The sequence below is a fragment of the Nocardiopsis sp. N85 genome (assembly GCF_028882275.1).
Taxonomy (GTDB): Bacteria; Actinomycetota; Actinomycetes; order Streptosporangiales; family Streptosporangiaceae; genus Nocardiopsis; species Nocardiopsis lambiniae.
Genome location: NZ_JARBUT010000011.1, coordinates 67,458 through 84,753, shown reverse-complemented (window position 1 = coordinate 84,753; position 17,296 = coordinate 67,458). Strand labels below are relative to the sequence as shown.

Sequence of the window (17,296 nt, the reverse complement as noted above, 5' to 3'; positions counted from 1 at the left end):
GACCATGCGCCCCCTCCATCCCCACGATCCGCCCTCCGTCGGCCCCTACCGGCTCCACTCCCGTCTCGGCGAGGACGCCTGCGCGCGCGTCTACCTGGGTTCCACACCGGGCGGTCCGCCCACGGCGGTGCGGGTGGTGCGTTCGGAGTACGCCACCGACGCCCGGTTCCGGTCGGTGTTCGGGGAACTGGTGGAGAGCGGCCACCGCCTGGAGAGCGAACGGGTGTGCGCGGTGCGCGCGGCCGACCTGCGCGGCGCGGTGCCGTGGGTGGCGGTGGAGCGGCCGTACGGGATGACCCTCACCGAGCTGGTGGGCGAGGTGGGCCCGTTGACCGTGGACGCCGTGCACGCGGTGGCCCTGCACCTGGCGTTGGGGCTCGACGACCTCCACGCGGCGGGCCGGGCGCACGGGTCGCTGTGGCCGGACGGGGTGCTGATCACCACCGAACGGGCCCTGCTCGCCGACCCCGGTCTGGAGTGGGCGGTCGCCGACGTGGACCGACGGGCGCCGCACCCGTCGTTCGCCGCCCCGGAGGGCGGCGTGGGCCCGGGTGTCGACGTGTTCGCGTGGGCGGCGACGGTGTCGTTCGCGGCGAGCGGGGTGGAGGGCCCCGAAGGGCTGGCCCGGGTGCCGTTGCAGCTGCGCGGCCTGGTGGAGGCGTGCCTGCGCAACGGCCCGATCCTGCGGCCCGTCGCCGCCGACCTGGTGCGCATGCTCGGCGGGCCGCGCGCGGCCGACCCCTGGCCGCCGGAGGTGCTCTCGGTGGTCCGCGTCCGGGCCGGGGAGCAGCGGGACCTGGTCGTCGCGGCAGGGGACGCGCCCCTCGGCGAGGAGACGGGGCGGCGCCCGGAGGCGGCCCGACGGCGGCGGATCGTGGCGGTGACGGCGGGCGCGGTGGCGCTGGCCGCGATCGCGGCGACCGGGCTGTGGGCCCACGGGGGCGACGGGGACCCGGCCGGGGGCGAGACCACCGGCCCGGTGATGTCCGAGGGCGCGGACTGCGCGGAGGGCGTCGCCTACCCGGCGCCCGAGGCGCCGTTGGACGGGGCGGAGGTCCCGGCGTGGGCCACGGCGTTCTCACCGGACGGGTCGCTGCTCGCGGTGCTCACCGACGGGGGACTGGGCGTGTGGGACTGGCGGGCGGGCGAGGAGATCGCCCGGCTGACCGAGGTGGGGGCGCGTCTGGAACCGGTCTTCTCGCCGACGGGCTGCCTGGTGGCGGCCGGGGTGGAGCGTGGGTTCGAGGGCATGGAATTCCCGGTGACCATGGTGACCACGTTCGACCTGCCGTCGGGGACGACCTTCGAGCACCTGGGACCGCAGAAGGGGCCGAGCGGGCCGGACGGGGTGTGGGTGAGCGATCCGCGGCAGGCGCTGCACGCCGGGTTCAGCCCGGAGGGGTCGCTGATGACGATCACGCTGGACACCGGCCTGGGTCGGGCCGGCGTGGGGCTGGTCGACACCGCCACCGGCGAGGCGCTCGCCGCGATGGTGCCCGAGCGCACCGGTCTGGCGCTCCTGCCCGATCCCGGGCGGGTCGTCACCGCGAACGGCACGGAGCTGACGGTGTGGGACGCGCGGGACGGCCGGGAGCTGCACACGGTGCGGGATTCGAGGGATCGGGTCTTCACCGTGGTCCCGGGTACCGACGAGATCGTCCACGTCTCCGGGGACCGGTCGGTGTGGTGGGACTACGTCCGGCGGCGGGAGGTGCGCTCCTTCGCCATGGAGGGGTACCTGAACGAGGAGTGGATGACCCGCATGGAGCACCTGAGCCTGTCCCCCGACGGGACGCGGTTGTACGCGGACTGGTACCTGCTCGATGTCGAGCTCGCGGAGGCCGACCGGCACACGTCGTACGTGTGGGACGTCGAGACCGGCGAGGACCTGCTGTCCGGGGTCGAGGACCCGCTCCGGTTCGTCCACGTGGCGGCGCATCCCGACGGGGAGACGCTGATGATCGTCACCCCCGAGAACCGGGTGGTGCCGGTGGACGCCGAGACCCTGGAGCCGGGAGAGCCGCTGTTCTGAACGGATTCCGGGCGGGCCGCCGGGGTCCCGGTCGACCGACCGGGGCGAGCGGTTCGCCGGCCGCCGGGGGCCGCCCTCGCACGACCGGACCTCGTGCCGTGCGTGCGGGTGTCGCCCACGTGGACGTACACCCGGCCCCGCGCCGCCTGGACTCCCGCGCCGCGCCGCCATCCTCCACGGCGGCCGTGACCGGGTGGCCGGAACGCGCCACGGGAACGGATTCCGTTCCCCGCCGAGGGAGGGCGCTATAGCGTGAAAGTCCGCTTTCGCATTCAGGGAGATCAACATGTCGGAATCCGCCGCGGCACGCCGTGCCGCGCGCCGTGCCGCACGCCATCCGGCCGTGGCCGCGCTGTCCGGACTCATCGAGCGCACCGGCGCGGGGGCGCGGGCCGAGACGGTGTTCGGCGCGCCGGTCACCGAGGGGGCGACGACGGTCGTCCCGGTGGCCCGGGTGGCGTGGCTGACGCTGATGGGGGGCGGTTCCGGACGGCTCCTGATCTCCGATGGTGACGGGGCCGGCGGCTTCGGCCTGCTACGGGCCCGCCCCGCCGGGTTCGTGGTGCTGGACGGGTCCGGAGCGCGCTTCCAGCCGATCCGGCAGCCGGTGACGGCGCTCGTCCTGCCGTTGGCGGTGATCGGCGCGGTGGTGGCGACCCGCATCGTCGGGGTGTCCCTGCGCGAGGTGCGACGCCGGCGCGGGATCGCGGCCAAGGCCGCCATCGCCGCGGGCACCGTCGCCACGGCCGAGGAGACGTCGGAGCAGGAGACCGGCGCGCGGGAGTGACCCGGACGGCGGCCCGGGGTGCGCGGGATCGCACCCCGGAGTCGATGAGCGGACACCGTCGTCCGCGCCGATCGAACCGACCGGTAGTTTGGTCCCCGCTCCTCCCCTTGTCCCCGGGCACGGCACCATCCGTCCCGACGCAGTGAGGAACCCCCCGTGCACCCCCTCACCCCCGACGACCCCCGGTCCGTCGGACCCCACCGCCTGTTGGCCCGCCTCGGGGCGGGCGGTATGGGCAAGGTGTACCTGGCCCGCACACCCGGCGGTGACCTGGCCGCGCTGAAACTCGTCAAGGACGAACTCGCGCACGACCCCGAGTTCCGGGCGCGGTTCTCCCGCGAGGTCCGGGCGGCCGGCCGGGTGCGCGGCCCGTTCACCCCGGCGGTGGTGGACGCGGACACCGAGGCGGACGTGCCGTGGATGGCGACCGAGTACGTCCCCGGCCCCACCTTGAAGGAGGCCGTGCGCGAGCACGGCCCCCTGCCCGCGGCGTCCCTGCCGGTGCTGGTCTCGGGCCTGGCACGGGCGTTGGCGGCGGTCCACGACGCCGGGCTGACGCACCGCGACCTCAAACCGGGCAACGTGCTGCTCTCGCCGCGCGGCCCTCAGGTGATCGACTTCGGCATCGCCCGTGCGGTGGAGGGCACGGTACTGACCCGCACCGGACAGAACTTCGGCACTCCCGCCTACGCCTCCCCCGAGCAGATCACCGGCCGGGACGTCTCGTCCGGGAGCGACGTGTTCTCCCTGGCCGGAACGGCGGTGTTCGCGGCCGGCGGCGCTCCCCCCTTCGGGACCGGCCGCCCCGGAGAGGTCCTGCGCCGGATCACGTCGGGCGAACCGGACCTCGGCGCCGTGCCCGAAGGCCCCCTGCGCGATCTCCTGACCCGCTGCCTGGCCAAGGACCCGGCCGGCCGGCCGGACACCGTCGGGATCCTCGCCGCCCTGACCGACGTGCCCGTGCCGTCGACCGAGCACGAGTGGCTGCCCGCGCCCGTCACCGAGAAGGTGCGGCGCCTGCGGGAGCACGAGGCCGACGCCCGGGGCTCCCCCGCCGGTGAGGACCGGTGGCGGCGGCCCGCGCTGACCGCCGGAGCCGCCGCGGCCGCCCTGCTCCTGGTGGGCGGGGGCGGGTACGCGCTCACCGCCCTGCCCGGCGGAGAGGCCTCGAACACCGACGCCGGGAGCGGGACCGGGGACGGGGGGTCGGGCGGCGCGGGCCGCGAGGAGACCGAGGGCGGGGTGCCCAACGACGCCTTCGCGTCGACCGAGGTCGACCCGGACCTGTGGCTGGCCGACGAGGTCACCTTCTCCCCCGACGGGGAGCGGATGTACGTCACCGGCGTGACGTCCTTCTCCGTGTGGGACTGGCGGGCCGGGGAGATGGTCGGCCACCTGAACCCCACCCCGGGGGGCACCGACGTCAACCCCGAGGGGTCGATCGCCGCCGCACACGGCGACCGGGTCGAGATCCTCGACGACGACGGCGCCGTCCTCGTCACCACGCTGACCTCGAACGACCCGGACGTCTCCCACCTCCGCGCGCCCGCCGTGTCCCCCGATGGCGCCCGAGCGGCCGCGCTCGGCGTCCGGAACGAGGACTTCGAGAACGGGAACGTCCTCGTGGTCTGGGACGTGGAGACGGGAGAGGTCGTCCGCGACGTCTCCCTCGAAGGGCCGTTCTCGCGCCTGGAGTACACCGCCGACGGAGGGCACCTGGTCGCCCGGTTGACCTCGCACGACGGTGAAACGCTCCTGGGCATCGCGGTGTGGGACGTCGGCACCGGGGAGTGGGCCCACTACTTCGAGGGCCTCGGGGACATGGTGTTCGGCCTGCACCCGACCGACCCTTCGCTCATGGCGCTGCGGGACGACGGATCGGTGCGCCTGATCGACCTGCGGAGCGGCGGGACGATCCGCTCCATGGACCCGGTCGGCGAGGACCACGACGAGGTCGCGGCGCTGGTCTTCTCCCCGGACGGGGAACGGCTCTACGCCGGGGTCGACGAACCGATCGAGCACGACGAACCGATGGGCACCGTATGGGACGTCGCCAGCGGCGCGAAGATCCGTGACGGCGATGTCCTCCTGCCCGCGCCGCTGGGCGTCCACCCCGACTGGGAGACGGTGGCCGCCGTCGACACCGAGGAGCGGCACATCCTGATCCTGGACGGTGACGACCTCACCGTCATCGACGAACTGTCCTGAGGCGAAGGGCCCCGACGATGCGATCCCTCACCGCGGGTGACCCCCGCGAGATCGGTCCCTACCGGCTGTCGGCCCTGCTCGGCGTGGGCGGCATGGGCCGCGTGTACCTCGGCACGGGACCGGACGGCACCCCCGTGGCGGTCAAGGTGGTGCGCGCCGAATACGCCTACGATCCCGGATTCCGAGGGCGGTTCGCCCGCGAACTCGACCTGGCCGGTCGGGTGCGCGGCGACTTCACGCCCCGGGTGCTGGAGGCCGACCCGGCCGGCACCCCTCCGTGGATGGCCACCGAGTACGTGGCCGGTCCCACCCTGCACGACCTGGTCCGGGAGACCGGACCGCTCCCCCCGGAATCGGGGCGGTTCCTCGCCCGGGGCGTCGCCGCCGCCCTGGCCCGGGTGCACGCCCTGGGCACGGTGCACCGCGACCTCAAGCCCGGCAACGTGATGGTGTCCGCCTCCGGCCCGCAGGTGATCGACTTCGGGGTGGCCCGCGCCCTGGAGGAGGGCGAAGACGAGGAGACGGCGGTGGCGGGCACCCCCGGGTACATGGCACCCGAGCAGGTCGACGGGGTCGATGCGACCACGGTGACCGACGTGTTCGCGCTGGGCGGGGTGCTGGTCTACGCGCTCACCGGCACCGGGCCGTTCGGAGACGGGCACCCGGCGGCGGTGCTGTTCCGGATCGCCCATCAGGAGCCGGTGCTGGACGGGGTGCCCGGGGACCTCCGGGACCTGGTCGCGGCCTGCCTGTCCCGGGACCCTGACGCCCGCCCGTCGGCGGAGCGGGTACTGGCGGAACTGGGCGGCCCGGTCGAACCGGCGACGGAGGCCGGGGCGTGGCTGCCGCCGGCCGCGGCCGCCCGGGTGGACGGGATCGCTGCGCGGACCCGGGGCGACGCCCTTCCGGGCGACACGGCGCGACAGAACACGGCCTCCGAGGACACCGCGTGGCGGAACGGCACCGGCCCCGACGACACGACGGCGGTGATCGGGACACCCCCGAACCGGAGGCCGATCCCGATGCTCGGGGCCGGGGCCGCGGCCCTGGTCCTCATCGCCGGTCTGGGCGCCTGGGCGATGGCGGGGCGCGACACCCCCGAGGCCGAGGAGGCCCCCGGCCCCGCCTCGACCGGCGCTTCGGGGGGTGCGACGGCGCCGGGCGGCTGCGACCTGCCCGGGGACCTGGCGCCGGAGTACACCGAGGCGGCCCGGACCGACCCGGCGGTGCCCGGCGCGGACACCCACCACCTGGACGTTCACTCCCACCCCACCCCCGTCTTCCTCCAGGGCGGCGATCTGCTGGCCCTGGCCCATCCGGAGGGCATCGCCCTGTGGGACACGGAGACCGGGGACGAGGTCGCCTACATCGGCGCGGACCTGCCCGATTTCGCGCAGACGCCGGTGATGGCCCCGGACGGCTGCCGGTTCGGCTACACCTCGGGCTCCGGCGGGGTGCACGTGTTCGACCTGCGGACCGGGGAGCACACCGCGCACGCGGAGACGCTGCCCCTGCCGGTGGGCGTAGTGACGTTCTCCCCGGACGGCCGGTCCCTCGCGTTCGCCGAAGGCTCCGTAGGCGACGGGGCGCACGTGATCGACCTGGCGACCGGTGAGGCGACGACCGTCTTCGAGGGCGCCGCCCAGGGGATCGCCCACTCCCCCGACGGCGGGCTCCTGGCCGTGACCGGAGGGGAGGGCTCCGTGGTCGTGGACACCCGGACCGGGGCCGAGACGTTCCGGGGTCCGGAGGCCGCGACGGCCTCGACGACGGACTCACTGGCCCTCCCCGGCGATGATCTGTTCCTCTACATCCACGCGGAGGGGATCGCCCGGGTGGACCTCGCCTCCGGGGAGGAGCCCTCGATCCTCGCCCCGCCGGACGACACCGTCGCCGGCTTCGCGGAGATCACCGCGCACGCGGGCACGGACCGGATCCACGCCCTCCTTGAGGACTACGACGAGGAGACGGGCGAGTACGCACCCGAGCTGACGGTGTGGGAGCTGTCCACCGGAGAGCGGGTCTCCTCCGGCGGGGAGCGGCGGTACGTCCGCGACATCGCGGTACACCCGGACGGGACGGTCATCGCCGGACTGTCCGTGGACGGCACCTCGGTGTCGCTGTTCGACTCCGAGACCCTGGACATCGTCGCCGAGTTCGGCTGATCCCCCGAGGAACCGACATGGACCCCCTGCACCCGCACGACCCGCCCGCCATCGGCCCCTTCCGGCTGCTCGGGCGGCTGAGCGAGGACGCCGACGTCCGTCGCTACCTGGCCGAAGGCGAGGACGGCACCGGGGCGACCCTGGCGGTGGCGCGCCCGGGGCGGGCCACCGACCCGGCGTTCCGGGCCTCCTTCGCCCGCCGGATCGCGGCGGTGCGGGGGGCCGCCGGCCCGCACCTGTGCCCCATCGTGGCCGCCGAACCGCACGGGGCCGTGCCGTGGGCGGCCGCCGCGCGCCCGGCCGGGGACACCCTCGCCGACCTGCTGGAGCGGGACGACGGTACGGTCCGGGACCGTCCGGCCCCGATCGCCGTGGCGCTGGCCCGAGGACTGGCGGAGCTGCACGCGGCGGGGGCGGCGTACGGGCCGTTCACGGCGCGGGACGTGCTGATCGGCGAGGACGGAGCGGTGCTCGCCGGCCCGGTCCCCGGAGCCGAGGCCGACGGGGCCGCCGAGGACGTGCGCGCGTGGGCCGAGCTGCTCGTCTCCGCGGCCGGGGAGAAGGGGGTGCCGCTGTGGCTGCGCCGCCTCGTGGACCTGTGCCTGCACCCGGACCCGGCCCTGCGCCCGAGCGCAGCCGACCTGGTGCGGATGCTCGGCGAGCCGGCCTCGGACACCGATGCGCCCCCCGCCCGGGAGGGGAGGCGGCCCCGGCGGCGATGGCCCGCGCTCCTCGCCGGCGGGCTGGTCCTCGCCGTGGTCGCCGCCACGGCGGTGTCATCACGCGACCGCGCGGAACCCGAGGGCGGAGGCGCCGATGCGGCCGGCGCGCCTCCTCCGGGCTGCCCGGGCACCACCGCGTTCCCGCCGCCCGAGGACATGCCGGACGGGTTCTCCGCCCACGGGGCGGCCTTCTCTCCCGACGGGGACGTCCTGGCCGTGAGCGCCTACCAGCACGGGATCACCCTGTGGGACTGGCGGGAGAAGACCCCGATCGCCTACGTGAGCGAGCCGAACCACTACCCGCAGGTCCCCGTCTTCGCTCCCCGGGGGTGCGCGGTGGGGGTTCTGGAGTACGTGGGTGAGGGGGAGCCCCGAAAGAAGGCGGTCGTCTACGACCTCGTCACGGGCACGGTCACCGACCTCTCCGGGCGGCGGGGCGAGGAGCCCTTCGACCGCGCGGAGCCCGACACCTCGTTCGTCACGTTCTCCCCCGACGGGCGCGTCGCCGTGGGAACACCGTCGTGGGACGGACCGGAGAACGATGTGCGGCTCTTCGATCCGGGAGCCACCGAACCCGCGCTCGTCCTCGACAGCGGCGGGAGTTCGCGGACGGAGTTCATGGACGGGGACCGGCTGGCGGTCGGGCACGGGGACTCCGTCACCGTGTGGGACCTGGAGGGCGGCGAGAGGCTGCACACCGTCCGCCCGTCCACGGCCACGGAGTTCGCGTACGTGCCGGGGACCGACGACATCGTCCACGTGAACGGCGACAGGGTGGTCAGGTGGAACGTGGTCGAGCGGACCGAGGTCGCGTCGTTCGACCTGTCCGAGCACGCGGAACGGGAGTACGAGGACCTGATCGTCATCGCGCTCTCCCTGGACCCCGTGAGCGAACGCGTGTTCATCGCCTGGGGCGGGAGCGTCGACGGTGAAAGCCGGCTCCAGAGCGACGTCTGGGACATGGCCACGGGCGAGGACGTCCTCCCGGAGGACGCCCCCTCGCCCTACCGGGTGGCCTTCCACCCCGACGGCGGTCCGATCGCCGCCGTCGTCGAGTACAGCGTGGTCCTGCTCGACCCCGACACCTTCGAGGAGGTGGACGTCCTCATCCCCTGAGCCGCGGGATACGGGTCAGCCCGTCATGCGGGCGACGAGGTCGAACAGGCCCATACCCCAGGCGAAGACACCGGACATGGCGATGACGACCAGGATCTCCGTCCAGTTGAGGAGGCGGCGCAGCGACGCGCGCGGCACGTCGGTGAGGCGCACCCAGCTCAGCGACGCCAGGACGACACCGGCCGACAGGGCCACCACCGGCAGCCACGGTGCGAGGAACCCGTACTCGGACACCGCCGCGAACCCGGTCGCCCCGAACCCCAGCACCCCCGCCAGGCGCAGCGGCAGCACGTGCCGGATCCGGTCGAACAGACGCGAGCGCAGCACCAGCAGCGTCGACAGCAGCCCGCACAGCAGCAGGTCGGGCAGCCCTCCGGCCGTCATCGCCAACAGGACCACGGTGCCTCCCCCGGCGACGGACGCGCCCGTCACGAGGCCCAGGAGCAGCCGGTCGCTGTTGGTGAAGGTGTCCTCGAACCGCTCCGTGGCGACCTGCCCCGAACGCCCCACCTCGTAGTCGAGCCCCGACAGCCCGCCCATCACCATCGCCACCCGGGGGAGCGCGCCCACGCACAGGGCCAGGGCGATGGCCATCGACCGCGCCCCGTACACGGGGGACACGAAGATGCCCACCACGACCAGCACGGCGGCGACCAGCGCGACCACGCCCGCGCCGGCGATGTAGGGCAGGCCGGTCTCGTGCAGCGCCCAGCCGACCGCCGCCACGAGCAGCGCGCCCACCAGGGCGAACGCCAACGTCACCAGGGGTTCGGAACGGGTGACCAGCCCGGCGGCGGTCGCCGCCGTCACCCCGCCCCACACACAGGAGGCGGCGAACAGGACGTGCGCGACGGCGGGCAGCGGCCGGCGGGCGGCCGCCACCATCGCCCCGATGGAGAACAGGGTGCCCAGCACCGCCACCGCCAGGTGCCACGACGACGGGTACAGGCGCATCGCCGCCCCGAGCACGGCCAACGGCCCGATCGCGGCGACCAGCAGCCCGAAGGCGAACGTGGTGGTGGGGTTCCAGATCAGCGCCGTCCCGTCGACGCGGTCCTCCACCGCGCCGCGCACGTCGTCCACGTGCGCCGGCCGGCCCGGGGCGGTGCGCCGTTCCAGCAACAGCACGTCGCCGTCGTGGATCCCGGCGCCCTCCAGGGGCTCGTCCGGGTGGACGGGGGCGCCGTCGACCGTCGTGAGCGTCCAGGCCGCCGGCTCCAACGCCTCGGTATCGGGGGCGCACACCTCGACGATGCGGGGCATCAGCGCGGCCACGGGCACCGTTCCCGGCAGCGCCAGATCGGCCCAGCGCTCGGGACCGGTCACGGTGACCCGGCAGTATCCACTCACACCTATCGTTCCTTCGTCGTCGCGGCCCTGACGCCGCTTCTGCGACGTCATGACCGTTCGGGGGTGGGACTGACGTGAAATTAGGCGATTCGCCGCGTTCGCGAGATCATGCCCAAGGCACGCCCTAGCGTAGTCACCCAGACACCAGCCCCCTGTAGGTGGACGGAAGAGAGGTGCCCGTGGCGACGAGGACCGTCCCCCGGCCGGCGCGCAGCACTCCCCCCGCTCCCGGGACGTCTCCGCTGGTCATCGCGGCTCCGCCGCAGATGCCGGAGAACGCTCCGGCGTCGAGTTCCGGCGCGATGATCATCATGCCGATCATCACCGGATCGGGTTCGCTGCTGATGTCCATCACGATGGGGCACCGGCCGCTCATGGCGGTCGCCGGTGTGATGATCATGCTCGCCAGCGTGGTCGTGGGCATCATCATGTTCGTCGCGCAGCACAACGGTCCCCGCAAGCGCATCCGGGAGCAGCGCGAACGCTACCTCGACTACCTCGACCAGTTGCGCGAGATCGTCCGGGACGTCGCCTCGACCCAGCGGGCCGACAACGCCTTCCGGCACCCCTCCCCCGACCTGCTCACCGAACCGGCCAGGTCGCGCGCCCGCCGGTGGGAGCGGCGCGCGACCGACCCCGACTTCCTGGACGTGCGCGTCGGCTCCGGCACCCGGCCCCTGGCCCGACGGCTCAAGCTCAAGGTCGACACCTCCTCGCCGCTGATCGTCTACGACCCCGTCTGCCAGGGCGCCGCCGACCAGCTCATCGAGCTGTACGCGGACGTACCGGAGATGCCCCTGGTGCTGCCGCTGAGCGAGTACGGGGTGATCTCCGTGGTCGGCGACCGCACCGCCGGACGGTCCCTGGCCCGCTCGCTGCTGGCCCAGCTGACGGTGTTCCACTCCCCGCACGACCTGCGCGTGGGCGTGATCCGCGACGGCCGGCTGCGCGACCGATGGGAGTGGCTCAAGTGGCTGCCGCACAACACCTTCGACGACGCCGTGGACGGACCCATGCCCGCCCGGTTCGTCGCCGGGAACACCGTGCAGGCCGCCCAGCTCCTCTCCGAGGAGATCGAGCGCCGCACCGTGGACCTCCAGCGCCGACGCGGCCGACCGCCGGGCCCGGGCACGCAGCGGCTCGTGATCGTCCTGGACGGGGAGCACCAGTCCACGCTGTCCGGCCTGGCCGCCGAACCCCCCGTGCCGTCCCTGTCCGACCTGGGCATCCACATCATCGCCCTGGTCTCCGACAAGCGCGAGGAGCCCGAGTCGGTCGACCTGCGCCTGCGCGTGGAGGCCGACGGCACCCTCACCCAGGACACCTCCGCCCGCGCCGACGACGAGGTGCCCGCCCACCCTCCCATCGAGGGGAAGGCGGACCGAGCCGACGTCGCCCACCTCACCACCCTGGCCCGGGTCATGGCCCCCTACGGCATCACGGCCGCCGACGGCGACGACGCCATGCACTCCACCGTCGGCCTGCCCGAGATCCTGGGCGTGCCCGACGTCGCCCACCTGGACACCCGGCGCACCTGGGGCAAGCGCAGCACCGGCGACTACCTGCGGGTCCCCATCGGCATCGGCCCCAGCGGCAACACCGTGCTGCTGGACCTGAAGGAATCGGCGTTCGGCGGCATGGGCCCGCACGGCCTGGTGGTCGGCGCGACCGGTTCGGGCAAGTCCGAGATGCTGCGCACCATGGTGGCGTCCCTGGTCATCAACCACTCGCCGGAGCACCTGGCGCTGCTGCTGGTCGACTTCAAGGGCGGCGCGACCTTCGCCGACACCGACCGGTTGCCGCACAGCGCCGGGCTCATCACCAACCTCGCCGACGACGACTCCCTGGTGGCCCGGTTCCGCGAGGCCACCTTCGGCGAGCTGGTGCGGCGCCAGCAGATCCTCAAGGACGCCGGGAACCTGCCCAACCTGCACGCCTACGAGGCGGCGCGGGAGAACGACCCGACGCTGGAACCGCTACCGCACCTGCTCATCATCATCGACGAGTTCTCCGAGCTGCTGACCGCGCACCCCGACTTCGCGGAGCTGTTCGTGGCGATCGGCCGCATCGGCCGCTCCATCGGCGTGCACCTGCTGCTGGCCACCCAGCGCCTGGAGTCCGGCAAGATCAAGGGCCTGGAGTCGCACCTGTCCTACCGCGTGGGCCTGCGGACCTTCTCCGAGGCGGAGAGCCGCGAGGCGATCGGCGTGGGCGACGCCTACCACCTGCCGCCCGAGCCCGGATCCGGGTACCTGAAGGTGGACACCTCCGTGTTCGAGCGGTTCAAGGCCGCGATGGTGTCGGGCCCCTACGAGCCGCCCGCGCGGGAGGAGAAGGACGAGCACGAACCCGTCCTGCCGCTGCTGTCCTACAACGGCCTGGACAAGGTCACCGGGGCCGGGTCGCTGGTGGACTCCCTCATCGGTTCGCTCAAGGGCCGCCGGGAGGGACCCAGGGAGGAGAAGCGCACCATCCTCCAGATCATCGTGGACCGGCTGGTCGCCTCCGGCGCCGCGTCGGTGCGGCCGGTGTGGCTGCCGCCGCTGCCCGAGTGCCTCACCCTCGACGCCGTCCTCACCGAACTCGGCGAGGACGACCTGGAGGGGCCGGGCGTGGAGCCGCCGGCGGCGGAGATGCGCGCCGTGTTCGGGTTCACCGACATCCCCCGCGAGCAGCGGACCGTGCCCGCCACCCTGGACTTCACCGGCGGCGAGGGCAACGTCGTGATCCTGGGCGGACCCCAGTCCGGCAAGTCGACGATGCTGCGGACCCTGGTGGCGTCCCTGGCCTGGCGCTACCCGCCGGGCCGGGTCGGCGTGTACGCCATCGACTTCGGCGGCGGCGGGCTCCAGGCCCTGGACGGGCTGCCGCACGTGGCCGGCGTGGCGGGCCGGTCCGACCCGGAGAAGGTGCAGCGGGTCCTGGTGGACATGCGCGCCCAGCTGGACCGGCGCCAGCGGGCGTTCCGCACGTACAAGCTGGACTCCCCCGCCGCCCTCCGCCAGGCCCGCGCCGACGGGCGGGTCCCGGAGAGCGTCGCGGGCGACCTGTTCCTGCTCATCGACGGGTGGTCGTCGGTGCGGGACACCTTCGACGAGGCCGACGAGTTCCTCATGGACATCGCCACCCGGGGGCCGTCCCTGGGCGTGCACACGATCCTCACCGGAGCCGCCTCCTCCCAGGTGCGCTCCCGGCTCCAGGCCCTGTTCGGCGGCCGGTTCGAGCTGCGGCTGAGCGACCCGATGGACTCGGGGATCGGCCGCAAGATCGCCGACGAGGTGCCCAAGGACACCCCGGGGCGCGGTCTGAACTCCGACGAGAACCACACCCACGTGGCGCTGCCCCGGGTGGACGGCTCCGCCACCGACGCCGACCTGTCCGACGGGCTGGCCGACCTCATCGCCCGTGTCGCCGAGCGCTGGCCCCAGAAGGCGGTGCAGGGCGTCAAGACCCTGCCCGCCCGGGTCGAACTGGACGAGCTGCTCCAAGGACGCCGGGCGCCCCGGGGCCGACGGCTCGAACTGGTGCTGGGCATGGCCGAGAGCACCCTGGCACCGGCCACCACCGACCTCACCCGCGACCCGCACCTGGTGGTGTTCGGCGACCCGCAGAGCGGCAAGAGCACCCTGCTGCGCGGGCTGGTCAAGCAGATCATGCGACGGCCGGCGAAGGAGATCGGCATCGTCATGGTGGACTTCCGGCGCAGCCACCTGGAGCTGGTGCCGGAGGAGTACCTGCTGGCGTACTGCACCAGCGCGGAGCAGACCAACGCGGTCGCCAAGAACCTCGCCGGGTCGCTCAAGGAGCGCCTGCCGGGACCGGACGTCACGCCCAAGCAGCTGCGCGAACGCAGCTGGTGGAAGGGCCTGGACCTGTACGTCGTCGTGGACGACATGGACATGACGGGGTCCCGCGCCAACCCGCTGGGGCCGCTGGCGCCGTTCATCCCGCAGGGCGCCGACCTGGGGCTGCACGTGATCGCGGCCCGCCGCACGGGCGGCGCGGCCCGCGCCATGTTCGAACCGGTGCTCCAGGCGCTCAACGACATGGCCTCGCCGGGCGTGCTCTTCTCCGGCGACCGCATGGAGGGCCGTCTGTCCAACGGCACGGCCTCCCGCCAGCTGCCCCAGGGCCGCGCCCTCCTCGCCCGCCGAGGCCAGCGCCCCGACCTCCTCCAGGTCGGCTGGAGCGAACCCCCCGCCTGACGGGTGCGCGGAGGGCCGCGGCCCTCCGCGCACGAGCCGCGGTCTCCGCGCCGCTCAGGAACCGACGAGGCGTCCGCTCTCGCGGTCGACACGGTCGGCGATGCCCTCCCCGGAACCCCCCGGGAATCGAACGTGTCCTCGACGGACGTGGCGATCCTCTCGGCACCGTCTTCTCGGATGCACCGATCCGACGTGGCGGACCGACCGCCGCCACGGCCCCTACGGCGGGGCGGTCACCCGTGGGGACGGGTGGCCGATTCCGGCCACTTCGTCTCACCGGAGCCGGTACGTCACCTCGTACGCTCGGGAACCCGGTTCCACCACGCCGCCCCCGACGACGTTCTGTGACCTTTCGAACCGTAATCTTCCCTTGGGCATCCCACCTCCCGCACGCCCCGACCCCGGCACCGCTCCCCCGAAAGGCAGTCCTCCATGCGGCGCACACTCGCACTGGCCTCGACCGTGTGCCTGCTCGCGCTCACCGCGTGCACCGGCACCGCGGACGACACCGTCGAGAGCGTGCCCGACACCGTCGAGGACCTCGCCGAGGAGGGGCCCACCGGGCTGGCCCTGGTCCACCGCGGCTACGAGGGCGGCGACCCCGAGACCGACCAGGTCCTGGTGTTCCACGACGCCGTCACCGGACAGCCCCTGCACCGCTTCGACCTCCCCGACGGGTCCGTCGACCCCATGGCCACCGAGCCGCCGGTGCACGCCCGCTTCTCCGAGGACTGGGCGTTCTTCGTGTACGCCACCCGCGAGCCCAACGCCGTCCACATCGCCGTCCTCACCGACTCCGAGGAGACGCCGCCGACCGCCGAACCCGCCGAGGGAGAGAAGCCGTCCGCGTTCTTCTACCTACCGGTGGAGAGCATCGCCCCGCCCGCCGGCGAGGTGCTGTCCGACCCGGTCGTGCACGGCGACCGGCTGTGGTTCGTCTCCGACGACCCACAGGACGCCAACCCGCCCCGGGTGCTGTCGGTACCCCTGTCGGCCCCCTCCGGCACCCCCAACCAGGAGGGGTCCCTGCCGCTCGGCGAGAACCGGCGCCCCAGCGACTGGTCGCTCACCCCGGAGGGCGCCCTGCACATCCGCGACAGCGTGCAGACCCGCCAGGTCGGCGGTGGCGGGAACCTGGTGGTACGGCAGACGGGGGACAGTGTCGTCAACGCCACGCTGAGCATCGACGGGGGCCAGTGGCAGAGCTTCGACGACGCGCCCGTGTGGGGCGCGGGGACCGCCCTGCTGCGGTCGGACGGCTCGGGCGGTGAGCCCCCGAAGGGCGCCTACCTGGTGACCGTCGACGCCCAGGGGCACACCGCCACCAGGATCCTGGAGAACGCCGACGGACCGGTGGCGCAGTACGCGCTGCCCGCCGAACGCGACGCCGTCCTGGCGCAGACCCCCACCGCCTGGTTCCGGGTCGACCTCGACGAGAACGGCACGGTGACCGGCACCGAGGAGCTCTTCCCCCGCTTCCACGACTCCTCCATGGACGGGTGGCCGCTGGCCGTGCGCTGGGTGCGCACACCGGTCGCCATCGAATCCCCGAGTCCCACCGAGTAAAGGAGATTCCAGCGAGCGATCCCACGTTGACCCTGAGGCACCATCGTTACTATCGTCCGTAATATCCCCTCCTTTCTCACGGTGGCGCGAAATCCACCCGAGAGGAACCCCCGAGAACCCCTGGAAAGGCCCTGATGTCGCACGTCGGTATTGAGAACCACGATGCCCTCTCCACCGGTGGAGAACGGCTCGGACAGGAATCGGACAACCTCCGCACCCAGATGTCGCAGCTCATCGACGACATGAGCCAGGACGCCAACGTCCTGCAAGGCCAGGCGCTCGCCGACTTCAACACCGCGAAGCAGTCGCTGTCCGACCGCTTCGAGGAGCTCATGACCTGGTGCGGCCAGAACGGCATCAAGTTGAACGAGGGCCAGACCCAGTTCAACCTCACCGACCAGGAATCGAGTGACGTCCTCGGTCAGTCCGCCAGCGACCTCGGCGGCATCTCCCGACCGATCAACGCCTGACCCCCACTTCTCCTTTTCCAGAAAGGGCGGCCCCCATGGGAGCTTCCAACTACGACGTCTACGGTGACGTCGCCGGTATTCAGGGTCTCGCCGAGGACCAGCAGGCGCACCTCGGTCGGTTCACCGCGATCATGAGCCAGATCAACGAGCAGTCGGAGTCCACCGTCAGCAAGTGGGAGGGGTCCGGTAGCCCGCAGTTCCAGAGCAAGGCGCAGGAGTTCGACACCCACTTCTCCGAGGTGAACTCGGCGTTCGCGACGCTGATCGCCGCGACCAGCGACACCGCGGACAACTACGGCAAGCTCACCCGTTACCTGGACGGTCTGTTCTAGTAGGCTCTGCGACGATGTCCACCCCATCCCCGGCTCCCCCGGCCGACCCGGAACCGCAGCTGCCCGAGGCGTTCCATTACACGCCCAACGAGGAGAAGTACGTCCTCCAGGCGGACGCGCTGCGGCACCGCCAGCTGCGGTCGGCCCTGCTGTACGGATCCAGCCGCTACTGGCGGCGACGCCAGCAGGTGTGGCCCGCGGTGATCGGCGGACTGATCCTCGTCGCGTTGATCTGCGGCGTCATCGCCCTCGTCGGGGCCTTCGGCAAACAGCAGGAGGTCAACTCCGAACGCGGATGGGGCATGAACGGCCAGGAGACGTCCGCGCGGCCCTGACCCGCCGC

Annotated in this window: 12 protein-coding genes; 10 read left to right on the top strand and 2 right to left on the bottom strand. The window is 73.4% G+C overall.

The window, feature by feature from the left end:
• The first annotated feature begins 4 nt into the window (after positions 1–4).
• The 5 genes from PWG71_RS16865 to PWG71_RS16845 all read left to right on the top strand — a co-directional run bounded on the left by PWG71_RS16865 (position 5) and on the right by PWG71_RS16845 (position 9,030).
• Positions 5–2,032 carry an acyl-ACP thioesterase gene (locus tag PWG71_RS16865; RefSeq protein ID WP_274810698.1) on the top strand — a complete coding sequence of 676 codons (2,028 nt, stop codon included), beginning with the start codon at positions 5–7 and terminating at the stop codon, positions 2,030–2,032.
• A 286-nt stretch (positions 2,033–2,318) separates the two neighbouring features.
• Positions 2,319–2,819: a GerW family sporulation protein gene (locus PWG71_RS16860; RefSeq protein ID WP_274810697.1), complete on the top strand. Its 501-nt coding sequence runs from the start codon at positions 2,319–2,321 to the stop codon at positions 2,817–2,819.
• A 156-nt stretch (positions 2,820–2,975) separates the two neighbouring features.
• Entirely contained in the window at positions 2,976–5,027 is a 2,052-nt protein-coding gene (locus PWG71_RS16855; protein ID WP_274810696.1) for a WD40 repeat domain-containing serine/threonine protein kinase, read from the top strand.
• 17 nt (positions 5,028–5,044) lie between these two features.
• Positions 5,045–7,192, top strand: a complete 2,148-nt coding sequence (locus PWG71_RS16850) for a serine/threonine-protein kinase (protein ID WP_274810695.1) — start codon at positions 5,045–5,047, stop codon at positions 7,190–7,192.
• A gap of 17 nt (positions 7,193–7,209) precedes the next feature.
• Positions 7,210–9,030: a protein kinase family protein gene (locus PWG71_RS16845; RefSeq protein WP_274810694.1), complete on the top strand. Its 1,821-nt coding sequence runs from the start codon at positions 7,210–7,212 to the stop codon at positions 9,028–9,030.
• A gap of 15 nt (positions 9,031–9,045) precedes the next feature.
• Here the strand turns inward: PWG71_RS16845 and eccD are convergent, their stop codons facing one another.
• A complete protein-coding gene (eccD, locus tag PWG71_RS16840; protein ID WP_274810693.1) occupies positions 9,046–10,380 on the bottom strand; it encodes a type VII secretion integral membrane protein EccD in 1,335 nt (444 codons plus the stop codon).
• 133 nt (positions 10,381–10,513) lie between these two features.
• The gene (locus PWG71_RS16835; protein WP_274810692.1) at positions 10,514–10,702 is read right to left on the bottom strand and encodes a hypothetical protein; all 189 of its coding nucleotides are present in this window, start codon (positions 10,700–10,702) and stop codon (positions 10,514–10,516) included.
• Here PWG71_RS16835 and eccCa point away from each other — a divergent pair.
• From eccCa to PWG71_RS16810, 5 genes are all read left to right on the top strand, one after another.
• A complete protein-coding gene (gene eccCa / locus PWG71_RS16830; protein WP_274810691.1) occupies positions 10,683–14,585 on the top strand; it encodes a type VII secretion protein EccCa in 3,903 nt (1,300 codons plus the stop codon). The two genes, PWG71_RS16835 and eccCa, sit on opposite strands and share 20 nt — an antisense overlap.
• A gap of 432 nt (positions 14,586–15,017) precedes the next feature.
• Entirely contained in the window at positions 15,018–16,151 is a 1,134-nt protein-coding gene (locus PWG71_RS16825) for a hypothetical protein (RefSeq protein ID WP_274810690.1), read from the top strand.
• Positions 16,152–16,285: 134 nt separating this feature from the next.
• On the top strand, positions 16,286–16,621 hold the full coding sequence (locus PWG71_RS16820; RefSeq protein ID WP_274810689.1) for a hypothetical protein: 336 nt from the start codon (positions 16,286–16,288) through the stop codon (positions 16,619–16,621).
• A gap of 35 nt (positions 16,622–16,656) precedes the next feature.
• Complete coding sequence (locus PWG71_RS16815; protein WP_274810688.1) at positions 16,657–16,953, top strand: WXG100 family type VII secretion target; 297 nt, start codon at positions 16,657–16,659, stop codon at positions 16,951–16,953.
• Positions 16,954–16,967: 14 nt separating this feature from the next.
• The gene (locus tag PWG71_RS16810; protein ID WP_274810687.1) at positions 16,968–17,288 is read left to right on the top strand and encodes a hypothetical protein; all 321 of its coding nucleotides are present in this window, start codon (positions 16,968–16,970) and stop codon (positions 17,286–17,288) included.
• The last annotated feature ends 8 nt before the right edge of the window (positions 17,289–17,296 follow it).

What these genes read in the sequence shown, in the direction of transcription:
- PWG71_RS16865 (WP_274810698.1), top strand. Translation starts at nt 5, where the DNA reads ATGCGCCCCCTCCATCCCCACGATCCGCCCTCCGTCGGCCCCTACCGG.
- PWG71_RS16860 (WP_274810697.1), top strand. Translation starts at nt 2,319, where the DNA reads ATGTCGGAATCCGCCGCGGCACGCCGTGCCGCGCGCCGTGCCGCACGC.
- PWG71_RS16850 (WP_274810695.1), top strand. Translation starts at nt 5,045, where the DNA reads ATGCGATCCCTCACCGCGGGTGACCCCCGCGAGATCGGTCCCTACCGG.
- PWG71_RS16845 (WP_274810694.1), top strand. Translation starts at nt 7,210, where the DNA reads ATGGACCCCCTGCACCCGCACGACCCGCCCGCCATCGGCCCCTTCCGG.
- eccCa (WP_274810691.1), top strand. Translation starts at nt 10,683, where the DNA reads ATGATCATCATGCCGATCATCACCGGATCGGGTTCGCTGCTGATGTCC.
- PWG71_RS16835 (WP_274810692.1), bottom strand. Translation starts at nt 10,702, where the DNA reads ATGATCGGCATGATGATCATCGCGCCGGAACTCGACGCCGGAGCGTTC.
- PWG71_RS16825 (WP_274810690.1), top strand. Translation starts at nt 15,018, where the DNA reads ATGCGGCGCACACTCGCACTGGCCTCGACCGTGTGCCTGCTCGCGCTC.
- PWG71_RS16820 (WP_274810689.1), top strand. Translation starts at nt 16,286, where the DNA reads ATGTCGCACGTCGGTATTGAGAACCACGATGCCCTCTCCACCGGTGGA.
- PWG71_RS16815 (WP_274810688.1), top strand. Translation starts at nt 16,657, where the DNA reads ATGGGAGCTTCCAACTACGACGTCTACGGTGACGTCGCCGGTATTCAG.
- PWG71_RS16810 (WP_274810687.1), top strand. Translation starts at nt 16,968, where the DNA reads ATGTCCACCCCATCCCCGGCTCCCCCGGCCGACCCGGAACCGCAGCTG.